Source organism: Polyangium spumosum, from assembly GCF_009649845.1.
GTDB lineage: Bacteria > Myxococcota_A > Polyangia > Polyangiales > Polyangiaceae > Polyangium > Polyangium spumosum.
In genome coordinates this window covers 132518-148679 of sequence record NZ_WJIE01000003.1, presented here as the reverse complement: position 1 = coordinate 148679, position 16162 = coordinate 132518, and the positions used below count along the sequence as shown (strand labels likewise).

5 protein-coding genes are annotated in these 16162 nt (G+C 71.7%); all 5 read right to left on the bottom strand.

Annotated features, from left to right (window positions below; genetic code table 11):
• Positions 1–5: 5 nt before the first annotated feature.
• Genes GF068_RS10620 through GF068_RS10600 form a run of 5 tightly spaced genes read right to left on the bottom strand, consistent with a single transcriptional unit; the run spans position 6 to position 16093 of the window.
• Positions 6–4373, bottom strand: a complete 4368-nt coding sequence (locus GF068_RS10620) for a capsule biosynthesis protein CapB (RefSeq protein WP_153819264.1) — start codon at positions 4371–4373, stop codon at positions 6–8.
• Entirely contained in the window at positions 4370–9220 is a 4851-nt protein-coding gene (locus GF068_RS46200) for a hypothetical protein (protein WP_153819263.1), read from the bottom strand. The genes GF068_RS10620 and GF068_RS46200 overlap by 4 nt, the downstream gene beginning before the upstream one ends.
• Entirely contained in the window at positions 9217–10374 is a 1158-nt protein-coding gene (locus GF068_RS10610) for a hypothetical protein (protein WP_153819262.1), read from the bottom strand. Before GF068_RS10610 ends, GF068_RS46200 begins: the two co-directional genes overlap by 4 nt.
• Positions 10371–12881, bottom strand: a complete 2511-nt coding sequence (locus tag GF068_RS10605; RefSeq protein WP_153819261.1) for a hypothetical protein — start codon at positions 12879–12881, stop codon at positions 10371–10373. Before GF068_RS10605 ends, GF068_RS10610 begins: the two co-directional genes overlap by 4 nt.
• Positions 12878–16093, bottom strand: a complete 3216-nt coding sequence (locus GF068_RS10600) for a poly-gamma-glutamate biosynthesis protein PgsC/CapC (RefSeq protein WP_153819260.1) — start codon at positions 16091–16093, stop codon at positions 12878–12880. Before GF068_RS10600 ends, GF068_RS10605 begins: the two co-directional genes overlap by 4 nt.
• Positions 16094–16162 lie beyond the last annotated feature (69 nt).

Genomic DNA, 16162 nt, shown 5'->3' with positions numbered 1-16162 from the left:
GGCATTCAGCCGGCCGGCGCGGGGTCGCCGGCCGGCGGGGCGTCGCCCTTCTTGTCGTCCTTCTTCGGCTCCTCATCGCCTTTGCCCTTGAGCCAGGGGAATCGCTCCTCCTGCTTGGCGAGCCATTTCTTCAAATCCTTGTAGAGCCAGCCGCCCTTCGAGCGGCCCGTGACGTCGCGCAGCAAAATGGCGGCCTGGCCGTGGCCGACGCGGGCGGCGTAGAGGTCGTCCATCACGGTCTTCGCGGTGTTCGTGCGGCGGACCGAGTCGAGGTGGTCGAAGAGCTGCTCGACCTTGTTGAGCACGCGTTGCCCGAGGCCCGCCTTGCCCGTCGCCTGGAGCTTCGTCACCTTGTCCCGCTCGAGGTTCGATAAGCGCTCGAGGGCGGCGTTGATCAGGTTGGCGTGTTTCTGCCAGTCGGGGTCGTCGCTCGTCTTCGCGCGCTTGACCGCGTCGAGGGCCTCGCGGCAATCGATCAGGCTGAAATCGTTGTACGACATGAAGAACGTGAGCACCTCGGCGCGCGCGCTCGGCGTGGTCTCCATCTTCTCGATGTTATGACGCACGCGATCCATCGAGAGCCAGCGATACACGAAATCGAGGCCCGTGCCCTTGATGTTCTGCGTGCCCATGATGCGCACGTCCATCCCGGGCGGGATCTGCTTCACCATGAAATCGATGACCTGATCCCCCGTGGAGCCGGCGTTCCAGAGGACGCAGACGCGCTCGAGGAAGAGCTCGCGGTAGGCGGTGCGGAAGATCGTGTCCGCCTCGGCCCACGCCTTCTGGTCGAGCGCGCCCGAGACGCGCTTCTTCGCGTCGTCGCGGAGCTTCGTGCGCTTGGCGTAGCGGATCGTGTGCGTGACGATGTCGGGGCGGATGTCGTCCTTGCCCTCGGGTGGCGTTTTTCCGGACAAGGCTTTTTCGATCGCGCCGCCGAGCTCCTCGGGCGTGGCCGAGAAGAGCGGGCGGGCGTCCTCGACGATCTTGCGGGCGTCCTCGTCCTCCATCGGCAGGGCCTTGAGCATGATGAGGAGCGTCTCTTCGAGGGCCTCGCCTGCCGCGCGCGTGCCGGTGCGGCGGAGGTATTCGTCGAACTTGACGAGGGCCTTTTCCTTGTCGGCGTCGGCCGTGATGCGGGTGCCGCCGAGCCAGCTATCGAGGGCCTCGGTGATGAACTGCATCATGCCGCCGAGGTTCGTGTTGATGAGGACGATGTGGTCGCAGCCGGCGTCGTCGACGAAGATCTGCGCGAAGACGCGGGAGCGGGCGACGCGGTCGGCGCGGTTGTTGACGACGGCGCAGGTGGCCCGGTCGGGCGTCTCGTCGGGGTTGTGTTTGTCGTAGGCGAGGCGGGTCCAGTTGGAGAGGAAGCCGGCGCGCTCGTTGGCGCTCATCCCATTGGAGAAGGTGAGCTTGCGGCCGCGGTATTCGACCGTGGGATACGTCTTCAAGACGCCGAGGTCGAGGATGACGTGGTCGGCGATCTCGACGAGCGCCTTTTCACGGTCGATCTGGAAATAATCGGCGAGCTCGAGGACGAGCGCGACGTTGCGCGGGTGCTCCTGGTACGGGAGGCGCTGGAGGAGGTCGACGGGGATGAGGTCCGCCTCGATGGGCGCGACGTGGACGAGCTTCGTCTTCTTGCGGCGCGCGTTGTCGAGGAAGAGCGGGAACATCTGCTCTTCGGAGGTGAAGGTGACGCCGTCCTGAGGCATGAAGCAGGAGATGACGCGCGCGACGTCCTCGCCGCCGGGGCCCTGGATGTCCTCGTGGTCGGGGTAGGCGTTCGTGAGCGTGGTGATCGGGTCCTGCATCCATTCGTTGCAGAGCGTCTCGACGAAGCGCGGCTGGAGCGCCATGCACTCCCAGAGGAAGACCTGGCAATGGAGGTTCTTCCCGGTGAAGAGGACGTTCCGCTGCTCCCAGATCGTGGCCTTGTCGTAGGGGCGATAGATGAAGATCTCGCCGGCCGGCAGGTCCCGCATCGCGTGAATGAACATGGCCTCGCAGCCGGTGGTCTTCACGACGACGTCGTACCGCATGGCGTGGAAGAGCGCGGCCTTCAATCGCTCGGAGCCGGATTTGCCGCGGGTGCCCCAGCCGCCGATCGAGAGCGGAATGGCGGCGCGCGCCTTCTCGATGCCACGCATGATGACGGCCGTGCGGAGCATGAGGTACGAAAAGAGGCTCCACACGACGACGGCGAGGTGCGCCGGGGTGTTGCCCGAGGGCGAGAGCAAGAACGAGAGGACGTGCTCGGCGAGCGGCGGGAGCGCGAAGGGGAGCGGGGCGTAGAAATTACGCGGGAGGTGGGGGACGAGCTGGAAGCGGGCATTCTCGACCTCACCCTCGGTGTCGACGACGTCGAGGGAAAACCCGAGCTCCTGGGCCTTTTGCCAGAAGAGCTTTTTCTCGCGCGGCTCGCTGGCCGAGAGGGAGCGCTGGCGGACGAGGGCGAGCTGAGGATATTCGAGCGAGAGCCTCCAGCGGACCCGCATGCGCTCCTTCAGCGTGGCCGGGCCGCGGAGAAGGACGGTGCCGACGGGCGTGATCATGCGCAAGGGTTTGCCCGAGATGGAGCAGACCGCGAGCAACTCGTCGACGCGCGGCAAGAAGGGGCCCCAGCCGGCGACGGGCGGGCAGAGCTGGCGCTCGCCGGGGACGCGGGTGGGCGTCACCTCGGCCATGCCATACGGCGGGACGACGATCTCGCCCTGCCAGACGCGGCCCTGGGTGTGGGGGTAACCTTTGCGTTTGTCCGGCATGGGCGTCTTGAGCTCGTTCAAGAAACGCCAGAATCGCCAGCGCCGGGGCTCGCCGCGCCAGAGGGTGTATCTGCCGGGGCCGAGCTTCTGCAGGGAGACGGTCATGTCGCCGCGGGCGGCGACGGCGAGGGCGCGCTCGAGGTCACGCGTCGGGGTGTTCGGCGGGACGTCGAATCGAGCGGAGCGGCCCTCTTTGATCTTTTCGAGTTTGTCCTTGAACCGCTGCGCGAGGGCCACGAGCTCGGGGTCGGCCGCGACCTCGAGCCAGCGGAGCGTGGCCGCCGCGCCCTCGGTGAGCTCCGCGCCGGCCTTTTCATTGTTGGCGAGCGCGGCGAGGGCCTCGGCGAAATGGGACCGGCGGAGGATCGGCGTTTCGCCCGCAGCGACGAGCTTGACCGATTCGAGCGCGACCCGCACGGGGAGCGAGTCTTCGGGTTTCGTGAGGGCGCGCTGGATGACGCCGAGCAGGGCCTCGGCCGCGGCAGGATCACCATTCTCGGCGGGAGGCTCGTTCGCGGCGCGCGGGCCCTCGCAGGCGAAGCCGCCCGCGCGCTTCGTGAGCACGCGCATGCCGAGGCCGCGGACGCGGGGCGATTTGTCCTCGGTGACGATCTTGACGAGCTCTTCGAGCCCACCTTCGACGCGGGTTTGTCCGAGGAAGCGAGCGAGCTCCTGGCGGACGTGTTCGCTCGGGTCGTCCTTCGCGATGAGGGCGGTGTCGAGGCGGGCGCGGTCGTCGCCGAGGGTAGCGAGGATCCGCAAGGCATTGCGGCGGATGATGGGGCCGTCCTTGCCGGAGCGAATGCGGAGGCGCTCGGAGATGACGCCGCGGACGCCGTCAGGGAAGACGAGGGCGGCGATCTCGAGCGAAGCGACCTGCGCCCAGCGCATGGCGTCGACACCACGCGCCCACGCGAGGACCTGGCGCGCCCGCTCGACGCCGAAGCGGCCGAGGCGCTGCGAAGGGGCGAGGCGCGCGAGCAGGGCCGAGAGGACACGTAATGCCGCGACCCGGACGGGCTGAGGGCGCCCGGCCGAGGCGTGCGACATGGCGAACTCGAGCACGCCGCCGCCCGAGAGGAGGCGAAACGCGTCGTTTTCGGAGAGGGATCGGGCCTGGGTGATCGTCGCCTCGTAGGCGACCTCGACGGCGTCGACCTGGTCGGCGATGCGGGCGGCGAAGCGCTCCTGGACGGCCTCCATGTCGAGCCAGCGCTTCGTGGCCTGGATGTCGCGGCGGGCGTCGAGGCGGCTCCTGGCCGAGGCGCGGAGGTGGGCGATGAGGATCTGGCGTTTGTCCTCGGGCGTGGAGGCGCCCTGGTAGGCGACCATGAGCGAGGCGCCCTCGCCGTTGAGGCGGTCGAGCTCGCCGACGGCGACGTCGGCGGCGCGGACGAGGGAGGCGATGAGGATGCCCGGAGGGTGCGGGCCAGGGCCGAGCTCGGCGGCGATGTTCTCGGCGAGGTGCGAGACGGTGGGGACACGCAGCTTCGCCATGAGGGGCGAGATGCTCTGGAAGAGCTCGACCGCGAGCGCGTCCCGCCCGTCGGCGTGGCGGGATCTACGTTTGATGAGCGCGGGAGCGAGGGGGTACTTCAGGCTCAAGGCGGCGTGCCCCAGGTCGGCTCGGAGGAGGTGCGGCGCCTGTCGACGCGGCCGCTGCCTTCTTCGAGCCGAGCGCGGAACGGTGCCTCCCGCGGCGGCAGGTCACGAAGGCCCCTGCCACCCGCGAGGTCGTATCCCACGAAGATACCTCCGGAAAGTCGGAAGGGCGAGGCTTCGCGGGGGACGTCGAGCAAGACCCGACCCTCGGCGCCCGCGCTGAGGCGATGGCCGCGGGTGAGCCACGTCCAGAACGTGAGCTGGGCGCTCGCGCCGCTGCGAAGGAAGGATTCGGCGCGGTCGTAGCCGGCCGGCCGGTAGCTGGTGAAGGCGCCGAGGGTGATCCAGGGCGAGAGGCCACGGCCCGGGAGGAGGTGGAGCTGGGCTTCGAGGTCGGCGCGGTCGATGCCGGCGAAGTCGGGGGTGGTGCGGGTGGAGACGCCGAGGCTCGCGAGGGCGTCGACGGCCGGGCGGAAGAGGGCGCGGAGGCCCACGACGCCGTAGGTGGGGTGGGTGCTGGAATAACGGGTCCAGACCTCGCGGTCGGCGTCGTCGCGGCCGGCGAGGGTGGGGTCGGTGAGGATGAGGGCGGCGCCGCCCCAGGGGACGAGGGAGACGGAGTCGGCGAGGGGGACCGACCAGAGGACACCGGCGAGGCCGCGGGCGCCGAGGCCGAAGGTGTCCACCGGCTGGGCGACGACGCGGCCGCGGACGAAGAGGCCGGGGACGAAGCCGTTCGGGGCGAGGTCGAAGGAGCCGGCGAGGCCAAAGCTCGGGGCGCCGAAGCGGGCGCGGGCGAAGAAGGAGCCCTGGGTCCAGGCGTGGATGGATTCGAGCTCGCGGCGCAGGGCGACGCCGACCTCGAGGAGGCGCGCGCCGGTGAGCCTGTCCTCGTCGCCGACGTCGAGGTCGACGAGGCGGGCGTAAGCGGAGAGGAGGGCCCGGCCGGGATCGGCGTCGGAGACGATGTCGGGGGCGACGCGGAGGGGTGGCTCGGGGGCGCCGGTGGGCGAGGGGCGGAGGGCCGGAACGGGCGGGACGCGGCGAGGTTTGGGCAAGCCGACGGGGACGGCGAGCTGGACGCGGACGAGGGCGCGGCCGCCGGGGGAGGTGACGTGGAGGGTGTGGGGGCCGTCGGGCAGGACGGGGAAACGTTTTTCGAGCTCCTGGCCGAGCGGGAGGAGGGTGTTCGGGTCACCACCGACGAGGTGCGCGGCCGGATCGGCGGCGGGATCGAGGGTGAGCTCGCCGCGGGAGGTGGTGCTGGGGAGGTCGACGTGCGGGTCGATGGACCAGCCGAGGGTGCGAGGTTCGCCGGCGGGGCCGCGGGCCTGGAGGCGGACGACGGTGGGGGCGGCGAAGGTGAGCTCGAGGGGGCGCTCGGGGTCGATCTCGAACCACTCGGAGACGACGCGGGCCTGCACGGAGAAGCCGCCGTCCCCCTCGAACCGAGCGGAGCCGAGGACATTTCGGCCACGCGGGGCGCGGATCTCGACGCGGTGCCGGCCCCGCGGGAGGGAGAGGGTGCATGCCGTGTGGGTAGATGTGGGATTGTTTCCACAAGGCGTGGGTTTACCGTCGATCTCGACCGTGAGCTGGCAGGCGGGGTCGTCTTCGAGGGCGAGGCAGTGGGTCGTGATGCCGAGGTTCGTGGGCTTGTTCCGGCGGACGCGGAGCTCGACGTGCTGGCCTTCGGCGAGCAGGAGGGCGTCGTCGGGGGCGTCGAGCAGGGCGCGGCGGACCTTCATGCCGAGCGAAGGGGCGCGGCCCCCGCGGACGTCGACGAGGGCGGTGCCCGCGGCGTTGTCGGCGCGGGCGACGGCGAGCCAACCCACGGCAGGCGCGAGGCGCGCGAAGGCGTGTGAGGCGGGATCGCCGTTCTCGACGGCGTGGTGCGCGAGGACGTAGCTGCGCAGGGCGCGGGCGCGGTCGCCGTCGTCGGCGGCGCGGTCGGCGGAGAGGGAGGCGGCGCGGGCGAGGGCAGGGCCGGAGCCGTGTACGAAGCCGATACGTTCGAAGATCTCGGCGGCGATCCAGCCGGCGCCGGTGCGCTCGGCGAGGACGGCGTAGAGCAAGCCGTCGGCATGGGTGGAGGCGCGGGCGTTGCCCTCGAGGAGGGCCTTCAGGGCGGCGGCGGTGTCGTCGGCGGCCTCGGCGCGGCGGGCGCGGGTGAGCGGATCGAGGTCCTTCGGCAAGGGGAGGGGCGGGATACGCGGGATGAGGCCGAGGGGGACGACGGCGGGGCTCTCGGCAGGCAGGCGGAGGGCCTGCGCGGGGCCCTGGGCGTCCGGCTCCTCGACCGCTTCGAGGGGGATTTCGCCCTTGCGGTCGAGGGCGGCGAGCGTGGAATACCCGAGGGATTCGAGGGCCTCGGCGCGCTGTTTTCGGAGCTCGTCCTGCTGGGCAGGCGGGGCCTTTTCGAGGGCGCGGGTGGCATCGCGGACGCGGGCGAGGAGGAGGGCGATGGCCTCGGGGGAGGTCTCTCGGGCCGCGGCGGGGACACGCGGCTCGGGGGGGCGGCGCGGGTGGAGGCGCGCCGAGACGCGCAGGAGGGCCTCTTCCTCGGTCTCGACCTGGAGCTCGCCGACGTCGGCGGGGACGGGGACCTCGATCGCGCCGGTCGCGCCGGCGTCGACCCAGGCCTCGTAGACGCGGTCGCCGACACGGATGTGGAGGCGTCGAGGCTTGCGGGCGCCGCTCTCGGCGGCGTGCGCGACGACGCGGGCGACGGTGGCGCGGCCAGGGTCGGGGATGCGGAACCTGGCGTCACCCTTCAAGCGGACCCAGCGGGTGAGCTCGCGGAGGGTGTCGCAAGGCGCCGAGCCGTCGCGAGGGATGCGGGCGAAGAGGGGGACGGCGCCGAGAGGGCGCTCGAAGGCGTGGCGGCCCGGGGTGACGGCGAGGCCGGTGCCGAGCCCGGCGCCGGTGTGGACGGCGGCGGCGACGCCGTCGATGCGGAGGGAGGTCTCGGCGGCCGGGTCGGTCTGGCTGGAAATGACGAGGAGGCGGGTGTGGGTCGCGGGCGCGGGGGGCGGGAGGACGTCGATGTCGGCGCGGCCCTCGCGGAGGACGGTCCAGCGCAGGCCACGCGTGCCGACGAGGGCGCAGCGGGCGCTGCCGAAGGTGTCGAACGGGACGGAGATGTCGTTCCAGACGACCGAGCCGGAGGGCGGGTCGAGGGTGTCCCAGGGCGCCTCGCGGATCCAGGTGCGTCGGGCGCGGTCGGCGGCGCCGGGCAGGTCGCCGTGGAGCCAGGCATACCGCTCGGCGAGGGGCGCGGCGGCGGGGCGGCGGCCGTCCTCGGGGGGCGTGAGCATGGCGCGGAGCGCGTCGAGGGCGGCGCGGTCGTCCTCGTGGGTGGCCTCGGGCAGAGGGCGCTCCCAGGGGCGCGGCGGCGGGAGGGGGTCGCGGTGGGAAGCGGCGAGGCGCTCGAGGACGGCGCGCAGGACAGGGCCGACGGCGCCGGCGGGCAGGGCGCGGGCGAGGTCTGTGGCGCGTTCGGCGGCCTCGCGTGCCTCCCCTGGAGTTGTTGCCCAATTTACAGATTCGGCGAGGAGGAAGGCGCGGAGGGCGGGGGGGACGTCGTTCGCCTGGGCGCGTTTCCTGGCGGCCTGGGCGTCAACCGCGCGGCCCGAGCGATCGGCGGCGGCGGCGAGGCGGAGGGCGGCGGCCGCGGCGGGCTCCTTCGCGCCGTCGGTGAGGGCGTCGAGGCGGGCTTCGCGGTCCCGGGCGCGAGGCACGACGTCGAGGACATCGGCGCGCTTGCGGAAGGCGGTGGCGGCGACGGCGATCTCGCCTTCGAGGGCCTCGACGGAGACGCGGCGGTGGTCGACCGGCAAGGGGACGCGGATCGTCTGCGTCGCGGTCCATCGCTCGGCGTCGGCGGTGCGGGTGGCGACGTCCCAGGAGAGCTCGCGGACGATGAGGTCGCCGGCGCGCACGACGGCGCGGGCGGCGCCGATGCCGCGGGCCTGGATGGAGAGGCGAACGACGTCGGAGGCGGGCGCGTCGACGACGATGCGGTTCGCCCTGGCGGCGAGCGCGCCGCGGGAGGCGAGGACGAGGCGCCACGGGGAGGCGTCGGGGTCGGCGCTGAGGTGATCCGCGGCCTCGCGGGCGTCACGGCCGCCTTCGAGGGAGACCGGGCGGCGGACGAACCAGGGCTCGACGAGGGGGCGGACGAGGAGGGAGCTCTCGAGCCAGCGGACGGTGAGCCAGTCGCGGGTGGAATCGGGCGGCGCGGCTTCGAGCGCGCTCTTCGCGGCGAAGAGCCAGCGCAGGATCGAGGCGGCCTCGGGGATGGTGGTCTCGGGGCGGGGCGCGGATGGATCACGCAGCCAGCGCGTGACGTCCTCGTCGAGCCTGTGCCAGGCGAGCGAGGAGCGGAGGAGGCTGCCCATCGAGGCGGTGATCGAGGCGGGTTTGTCGGTCCGGACCACGAGGAACCGGGCGCCGGTCCACATGGGGACGTCGACGACGCGGGTCTCGGGGCCGCTCGGGGCGCGCGGGGGGATGGTCTTCGGCAGCGGGAGCCACGTCACCACATCGGGCACGTCGCGCACGCCGGTCCCGAGGCCCACGGCGGCGACGGGTCCTTCGAGGCGGACGCGATCACCGGGCTCGATGGGCAGGAGCAAGACCGAGCCCTTCGCGAGGGAGATCGGCGCGCTCGGATCGACCTCGGCGGCGCTGCCTCGCGTGGGGGTCTCGAGCGAGAAGGGCGCGACGCGGGCGCGAGAGGGCGCGACCCAGCCGGGAGGATCGAGGCTCGGCTCGGCGGCGCGCGCCGCCCTGGGCGCGAGGCCGAGGGCGAGGCCGAGGGCCGCGGCGAGGGCAGACCGAACGTTCATGGGTTCGGGGGTTTTGGCTGGGCGAAGATCGGGTCGAGCGCGGCGGCGAAGCGCGCGCGTTTCTGTTTGTCGGCGCCGAGCCCGTCGCGGAGCGTGCGCGCGATCTCGATGTGGAAGAAGGGCGCGCCGAGCTCGCGGCAGGTGCGCGCCTGCTGGTTGATCGTGCCGCCGAGGATCGAGACGTCGGTCGGGTAGAGACGAACCTTCGTGCCTTCGACGGCAGGCCCGAGGCGCGCGGCGAGGGCCGCGGCGTCGGCGTTCGTCTTGGCGGCGCTCACGATGACGCCCGTGCCCTCGGACTTGTCGTCGCGGAAGCCGTGGATCTGCACGGTGACGGCGCCTCGCACGAGCGCGACGAGCTCGCGGTGGGCCGCGTGGAAGAACGAACGCTCCGCGTGGGCCACGTCCGAAGCGACCACCGGGGCCGCCACGTTCGGATCGTCCGCCTCGTCGCGATCGACCCCCGCGGGCTCCTCCACGGCCGCGCCTTTCTCGTCGTCGGCCTCGTCCTTCTCGTCGACCTCGTCCCCTTCTTCCGCGGCCTTGTCCTTGCTCCCGCTCGCCGCCTTCTCGTCCTTCGCGCCCGCGTCCTTCGTGGCGTCCGCGGGCCGATCGATGTAGCGGTGCGCCGTGTTGACGAGCAGCACCCGCGCCGCTTGCGCCTCGAACACCGCGAGCGCGATCGGCAACGTGCCTGCGTCGTGGAACGTGTGCGGTGCCTCCACGAAGATCGGCCTCGCGCGCCCCGTGCGCATCACGACCACGCCCGCGCCGCGTTTCCTCCTCCGCACCTCTTCGAGCAGCCACACGTCGCCGAGCACCCGGAGCGAAAACCCCGCGGGCGCCTTCTTCGGCGGCTCTTTGCGTTCGGTCGCGGCGACGAGCGCGTCGCGCACCCACGCGGCGTAGGCGCGCTCTTCCGCGTCCGTCGGCGCCTTGTACGTGATCGTCCGGCGACCGCCCTTGCGCAGCTTGGCGAGCCTCTCTTCGAGGGCCTTCGTCGCCTCCTCGTCCACGCCGGTCATCATGGCGGAAGCCTCCGCGGGGGGACAAGCCGCAGCCGCAGGCGCGGGCGGGCTCTTCGGGCAGGAGGGCGTCCCACAACCGAAGAGCAACGTCGTCGCGACGAGCCCTGCCAAACGCGCACTCTTCACAGATCGTCCTCCGACCAAAGCCTGGGCTCGAGGTCCCCGGGCAGCGGCGCCTGTCCCACGAGCACCGCCCCGATCCACACGCGATCGAAGCTCTCGATCTTGATCGTCCGCAGGCCGGGCGCGAGGTCGTCGCCGATCGGGATCTTCACCTTGGCGAGCCCGTCCGGGTTTTGCCGCGCCTCCTTCGCCGTCCTGCGCGCCTCCCAGAGCAGACCCATGCCCGCGTCGCCCGTGCGGCCCGAGAGCTCGCCGCTCGCCGTCGTGATCGACCGGAAAAACGCGCCCTTCTGCCGCGCGGGGTTGCCCCCGTCGATGCTGTAGCGGATCTTGAAGGGCCGCGCCGAGCTCTCGCTGATCACGAAGAGCACGAGCGTGAGCGACTCGCCCGGGCGCTGCCGGAACGTGAAGGTGAGCGGACTGCGCGCGGGCAACTCGAAGACGTCGCGGCGCCGCATGATCGCGCCGCCCTCCCACGGTGAGCCGTCTGCATACACGAGCCCGTCGCCGATGCCCTTCACCTGGATGTCGTGGATGCCCGCCGGGAGGCTCGCCCGGAGCACGCCCGAGAGCGACGCGATCGGCTGCTCCACCATGTTTTTGCCGTCGATCCAGAGCTCGGCCATCTTCCCGAGCCGCGACGGGTGCGCCCGGTAGAGCACCTTCAGCCGCCCGCCGCGCTCCCCCGCGTAGCCGATCCCGAGCTTCAGCGCGCTCCCGAGATCGAGCGGCGTCCAGCCGTCGTGCGGCAAGAGCTCCTTCGCGGCGAGCTCGTACGGGGCGAGGAAACGCCTGCGGACGGGGGCTTGATCCGGCACGAGGGTGCGCTCGGGCTTCTGGCCCGCCTCGCTCGGCGAAGGTTTGCCCCGGAGCTCGATGCGGACCTGCTCGTAGAGGTCGGCGACGCGGCCCTGGCGCTCGAGCTCGTTCTGGTTCTCGGCGCGGATGGGCGTCCAGGTGCGCACGTCGAAGGGCGCGTAGCGCCAGAGCTCGTCCTCGGCGAGCTCGACGCGGTAAGGCACGCGCAGGATGTCCTCGGGCACGCCGGGATCGAGCACGCGCAGGTGCACGCGCATGTGCGCGTCGCCGAGGATCTCGATCTTCGTGGCGCCCTTCGGGATGCGCAGGATCGCGCGGCGCGGATCGGTCGCGTCGGCCTCGGTCTTGTCGCTCGCGGCGATCGCGCCCTCGGCGGCTTGATCCCGCGGCCGGCCCCAGCGTTCGAAGCGCGAGCGGGGCAAGGTCTGTCGCAGCTCGGCGCGCTCGTTCGGCCCGGAGCCCCAGCGCGCGACGACCGTGCCGGCCATCGAGTCGGGCGCGCCCGCCTCGGGAAGCTCCGCGCGGAGCAGGAGGCCGAGGTACGGCTGCTCGGGCGCCACACGCGCGACGACCGGCCGCTCGGGGTCGAGCTTGAGGTACTTCACGACCCGCACGTCGGGCCGGATCTCGAGCCGCTCTCCCTCGAAGGGCAGCGCGATCAGGTCGCCGATCTGCGCCCGCTCGTAAGGTTTCGGAAGGACGAACCGCACGAGGAAATCGTCGCCCTTGCCCTCGACCACGAACGTGCGTGGGTTCAGGCGCGACGACGACACGTGGAACACGCCGTCCTCCGGCACCGTGAGCATACGCGCGCCGCCGCCTCCGCCTTCGCTGACCGTCACGGATCGCCCCGGCGGCGCGAGCACGTCGAGCTCGACCGGGCCCATCACGTTGATCGCGGCCGCGTGCCGCTCGCCGACCGAGTGACCCGGCACCGTGCCCGCGGCCGCGGGGAAGGGCGTGCGGTAGTTGCGGAGCAGGAGCCTCCGCAGCGTGTAGTCTTTGCCTTCGAGCCCGGCCGCGTCGAGGCGCCGATCCCAGCCCGAGAGCGCGCGTGATCGCGCCGTCTCGGGCAGGTCCTCGAAGCCGAGCGAGGTCATGTCGGAGACGACGCGGGATCGATCCTCGTCGTCGAGGCTCATCTCGTAGAACTTGCGCTCGTACGATCCGCGCCGGTAGCGGCCTTCCACCCGCGAGAGCACGTCCTTCACCGAGATCGGCAGCCCGCGCATGCGCATCACGCCGCCGCGCGGGAGCAGCTCCGCCGTGGTGATCGTGGTCGTGCGTGGATCGAGCACCCACTCGTCGCCTTGCGCGACCCGCGCCGCGTACTCGCCCGCCGTGGCGCCGTCCTTGTCGTCGCAGGAGAGCCGGCTCTCGAGCTCGAACCTGTGCGTCTGGACGTCCTTGCCCTTCTCGTCGACGAACGTCGCTTCGAACCCGTACGAAAACCGAGCCTTTGGATCACAAACGGTCGCGCGCGCCACGAGCGCCCAGGTCGAGACCACGACCGCGTCGATCGACGAGGGCACCTTCACGGAGACGGGTTTGTCCGGGTCGACGCGGTAGGCGAGGATCTCGTCCATCGCCGGCAGCGCGAGGTGGGACGCGGGCGGCGGCGCGCTGAGCGGCCAGAGCAAGGCCGCCCAGCCGAAGAAGACGAGCGCGACGATGAACCAGCGGATGATCACGGGCTTTCCATCACCCGTATGCTGGTCAGGCCCGTCGCCACCGCGCGCCGCACCCGCACGATCGAGGCGAGCGGCCTCGGCGCCCGCGGCACCCGGCTGTTCCCGAGCGGCACCAGCACGACCTGCCCGGGCTCCGCGACGAGCGCCCAGATCCGCCGGGACACCTGGTCCCGCACCACCTCGACGTGGCAGCCCCGATCGTCCTTGATCGCCGCCCGCAGATCGAACGGGTTGTGCTGATCGAGGTACCGCTCGAAGCTCTCGAGGCGCACATCGACGTCGCAGCGGTCCGCCGCCTCCGCCGTGAAGCTCGGGCAACGTGACGTCGAGGCCTCCGCCGGGGCCGCGTCGTCCGCCTTCTTCTTCCCGTCCTTCTTCTTCTTCGCCCCCTTGGGCGCGGGCGGCGCCGCCTTGCACGCGACGAGCTCGAACGCGCGCGACGCGACGTCCTCCGAGCCGAGATCCACGCCGAGCCGACCGAGCCGCGGCGTGAGGATGCCGTCGCTCTCGACGGCGGACATCGCCGATCGCAGCTCGCCCGACATGTACACGAGCGCGAACCGTCCATCGGCGAACTTGCGCGCGTAGCTCATCGAGAGATCCGCCGAGCCGTTGTACGGGGCGTGCTCGCGCGCTCCGTCGAACATCCCCACGCGCAAGCCGAGATCGCCGAACACCTCCACCATCGGCCGCGCCCACACGGGCACCTGCTCGCGCCGGATCACCTCACGCCCGAACGAGACCACGACGTCACCCGTGTAGTCGCGCTCCGGGGCGATGCCCTGCATGCTGACGCCGCTCTTGCCCTCGCCGAGCCAGACCTCGTGCACGCGCTGGAAGAACGATCGCCGCGACACCCGCCGCCGCGGATCGGCGATCCCGCGCGGATCGGCGCTCGGCAGCGCGCCCGCGAGCAGGAGCCCGCGCGCCCCGAGCGCGTCGTAGAGCGACAAACCCGCGCCGAACGTCCCGATCTCCCAGCGCGGCGCAGGCACCTCGACGAGGATGTCGCCCGGCGCGACCGCTTCTTCCGCATGCTCCACCTTCACGAACAAGCTCGCGTTCCCGCGCCGCCCGCCCGTCGTGTCCTCCACGAGCCCCCACGCCTCGAGCTCGCCCTCGGGCCGGTGCACCCGCACGATCGTGTAGCCGAACCTCGCCGCGACCGCGCGCTCCCACGCCGTCCACCTCGGCTCGAGCCCCACGTGCGTCATCCGCCGCGAGAGCGTCGCGTCGAAGAGGCGCAGCTCCTCGATCGTCGGCCCGCGATAACCCGCCGTCCCCACCGACGTCAGCGCGACGAGCCGGCTCACGAGCTCGTGCCGCAAGCCGAGCGGCCACACGTCGACCTCCCGCGCGCCGAGCAGCGATCCCCCGACCTCCTCCGCGAGCGACACGGGCACACGCAACGTCGGCGCGTTCGACCACGGCCGCTGCGACGCCCCTTGCACCGGCGCCCGCCACGAGAGCGTCACGTCCTTGCCGAGCATGCGGCCGAGCGCCATCACGTCGAAGCCCTCGGGCACCGATCCGACCGCGCTCAAGCCTGGCGCCGTGTCTCCCGGCGCGGCCTCGACCACGAGCATCTGCTCCAGCCCGAGCCGCTTGCCGAGCTCCGCCGCGAACGCCTCGTCGAGCGCCCTCTGCCCCTCGTGCCGTGACAGGAGCACGATCGCCCGCGCCTCGAGCGCCTCCGCCGCCGCGTGCGCGAGCGCCGACAGCGCCGAGCCGGGCCCCTCGGGCGAGGCGAGCACCAGCGTCCCTCCACGACGCGCGTCGAGCCCCGGCTCCGCCTTCGGCCTCGGCCGCACCGCGAAGCGTGGCGCGGGCGTCACGTCGTCCGGATCGATCTCCGACGCGCGCGGACGCGCCACCACCCAGCCGCCTTTTTCTTCCCGCGCGACCACGAGCCCTGCGGTCTTCGCCGTCGTGAGCGTCCGCGGCGAGACCTCCTCCCCGCCGCGCGCCGCGTCGAACGCGTCCACCTCGCTCGCGACCTCGAGCGCCACCTCCACCGCGGCGATCCCTGCCGATCGCTCCGCCGCCGGCCTCGGCCTCGGCCCCGTGTCGCCCAGCGTGAGCTCGTACGGCACGCTCGCGCCGCTCGTGATCATCGCGATCTCCGAGATCGCGGCGCGCGGCACGAGCAGCCCCTCCGCCTTCACGAGCCCGTAGCCGATCCCGTTGCCCACGAGGAACGCCGTGATCGACACCTGCAGCGTCGGCATGACGACGATGCCGATGTGGTCCTTGTTCCACATCTTCACCGCCAGCAGGCTCGGCAAGAGGTAGCCGAAGCCGAAGTAGTCGATCATCGGTACACCCGGCCAGAAATAGGCCAGGACGAACCCGAGGATCATCTTCACGAAGAAGCCCGTGATGTAACACATGAGCATGCGCCGCGGCCCGACGATGAGCATGCGCGAGAAGGGCGGCATGCTCATCAAGACCTTCGATGCGCCGTACACGAGCAGCGCTTCGACCGTCGTCGTCACGAGCTTCAAGGGCTCGTAACACGCGACCGCGAGCAATCCCGGGACGAGGATGCCGTTGTAGTCCCAGCCGTACTTGACGTTGTTCCGCGCGCCGAGCAGCGCGCCGATGACGAGGATGATCTGCGCCTTCGGCGACTCGAGGAACTTGATCGACAGGCTCTCGTTGATGACCTGGAACCGCGACACCGAGAGGTTCGTCGTCTGCAGGAGCAAGACGAGCAGGACCCAGGTCAACACCGTCACGAACCCGACGCGCGGGAACGCCTTGATGATGCCCGCGTTCCAGAACGTGTTCGACACGAGCGGCACGAGCACGAGCCCCACGCTGTAGAGCTCACGCGAGTGCGCGTAGCCGTACTGCGCCTCGACGCGCGGAACGATCACGCCCTCGAAGAGCAGCCGCACGAGCACCGCGCCCACGATGAACAGGTAAAACCGCTCGCGCCCGAACGCCGCCGACCACGCGCCGAGGTGCGTGACCCACCGGCCCACGCCCGCGACGAGCCAGTACGTCACGACAGACTCGACGATGATGAAGATCGCGGTCGCGGGGGCGGCGATGAAGATCGTCGCGAGGTAACCCGGGACGACGAGGCCCGCGTACGTCCAGCCGAAGAGCTCGGTGAAGACGGTCCCGATCACGAGGCCGATGAGCACGGCGACGTGCAGGCTTCGATCGAGACCGTTGGGCGGGAAGACGGCGAGAGAGGCCAGCATGGCGTCGCGGCTAGGAAATCCGGCGCGAAGAGAGCCCCATCTTCGCGCCGGCCCGGCCGCGCTGTCGAG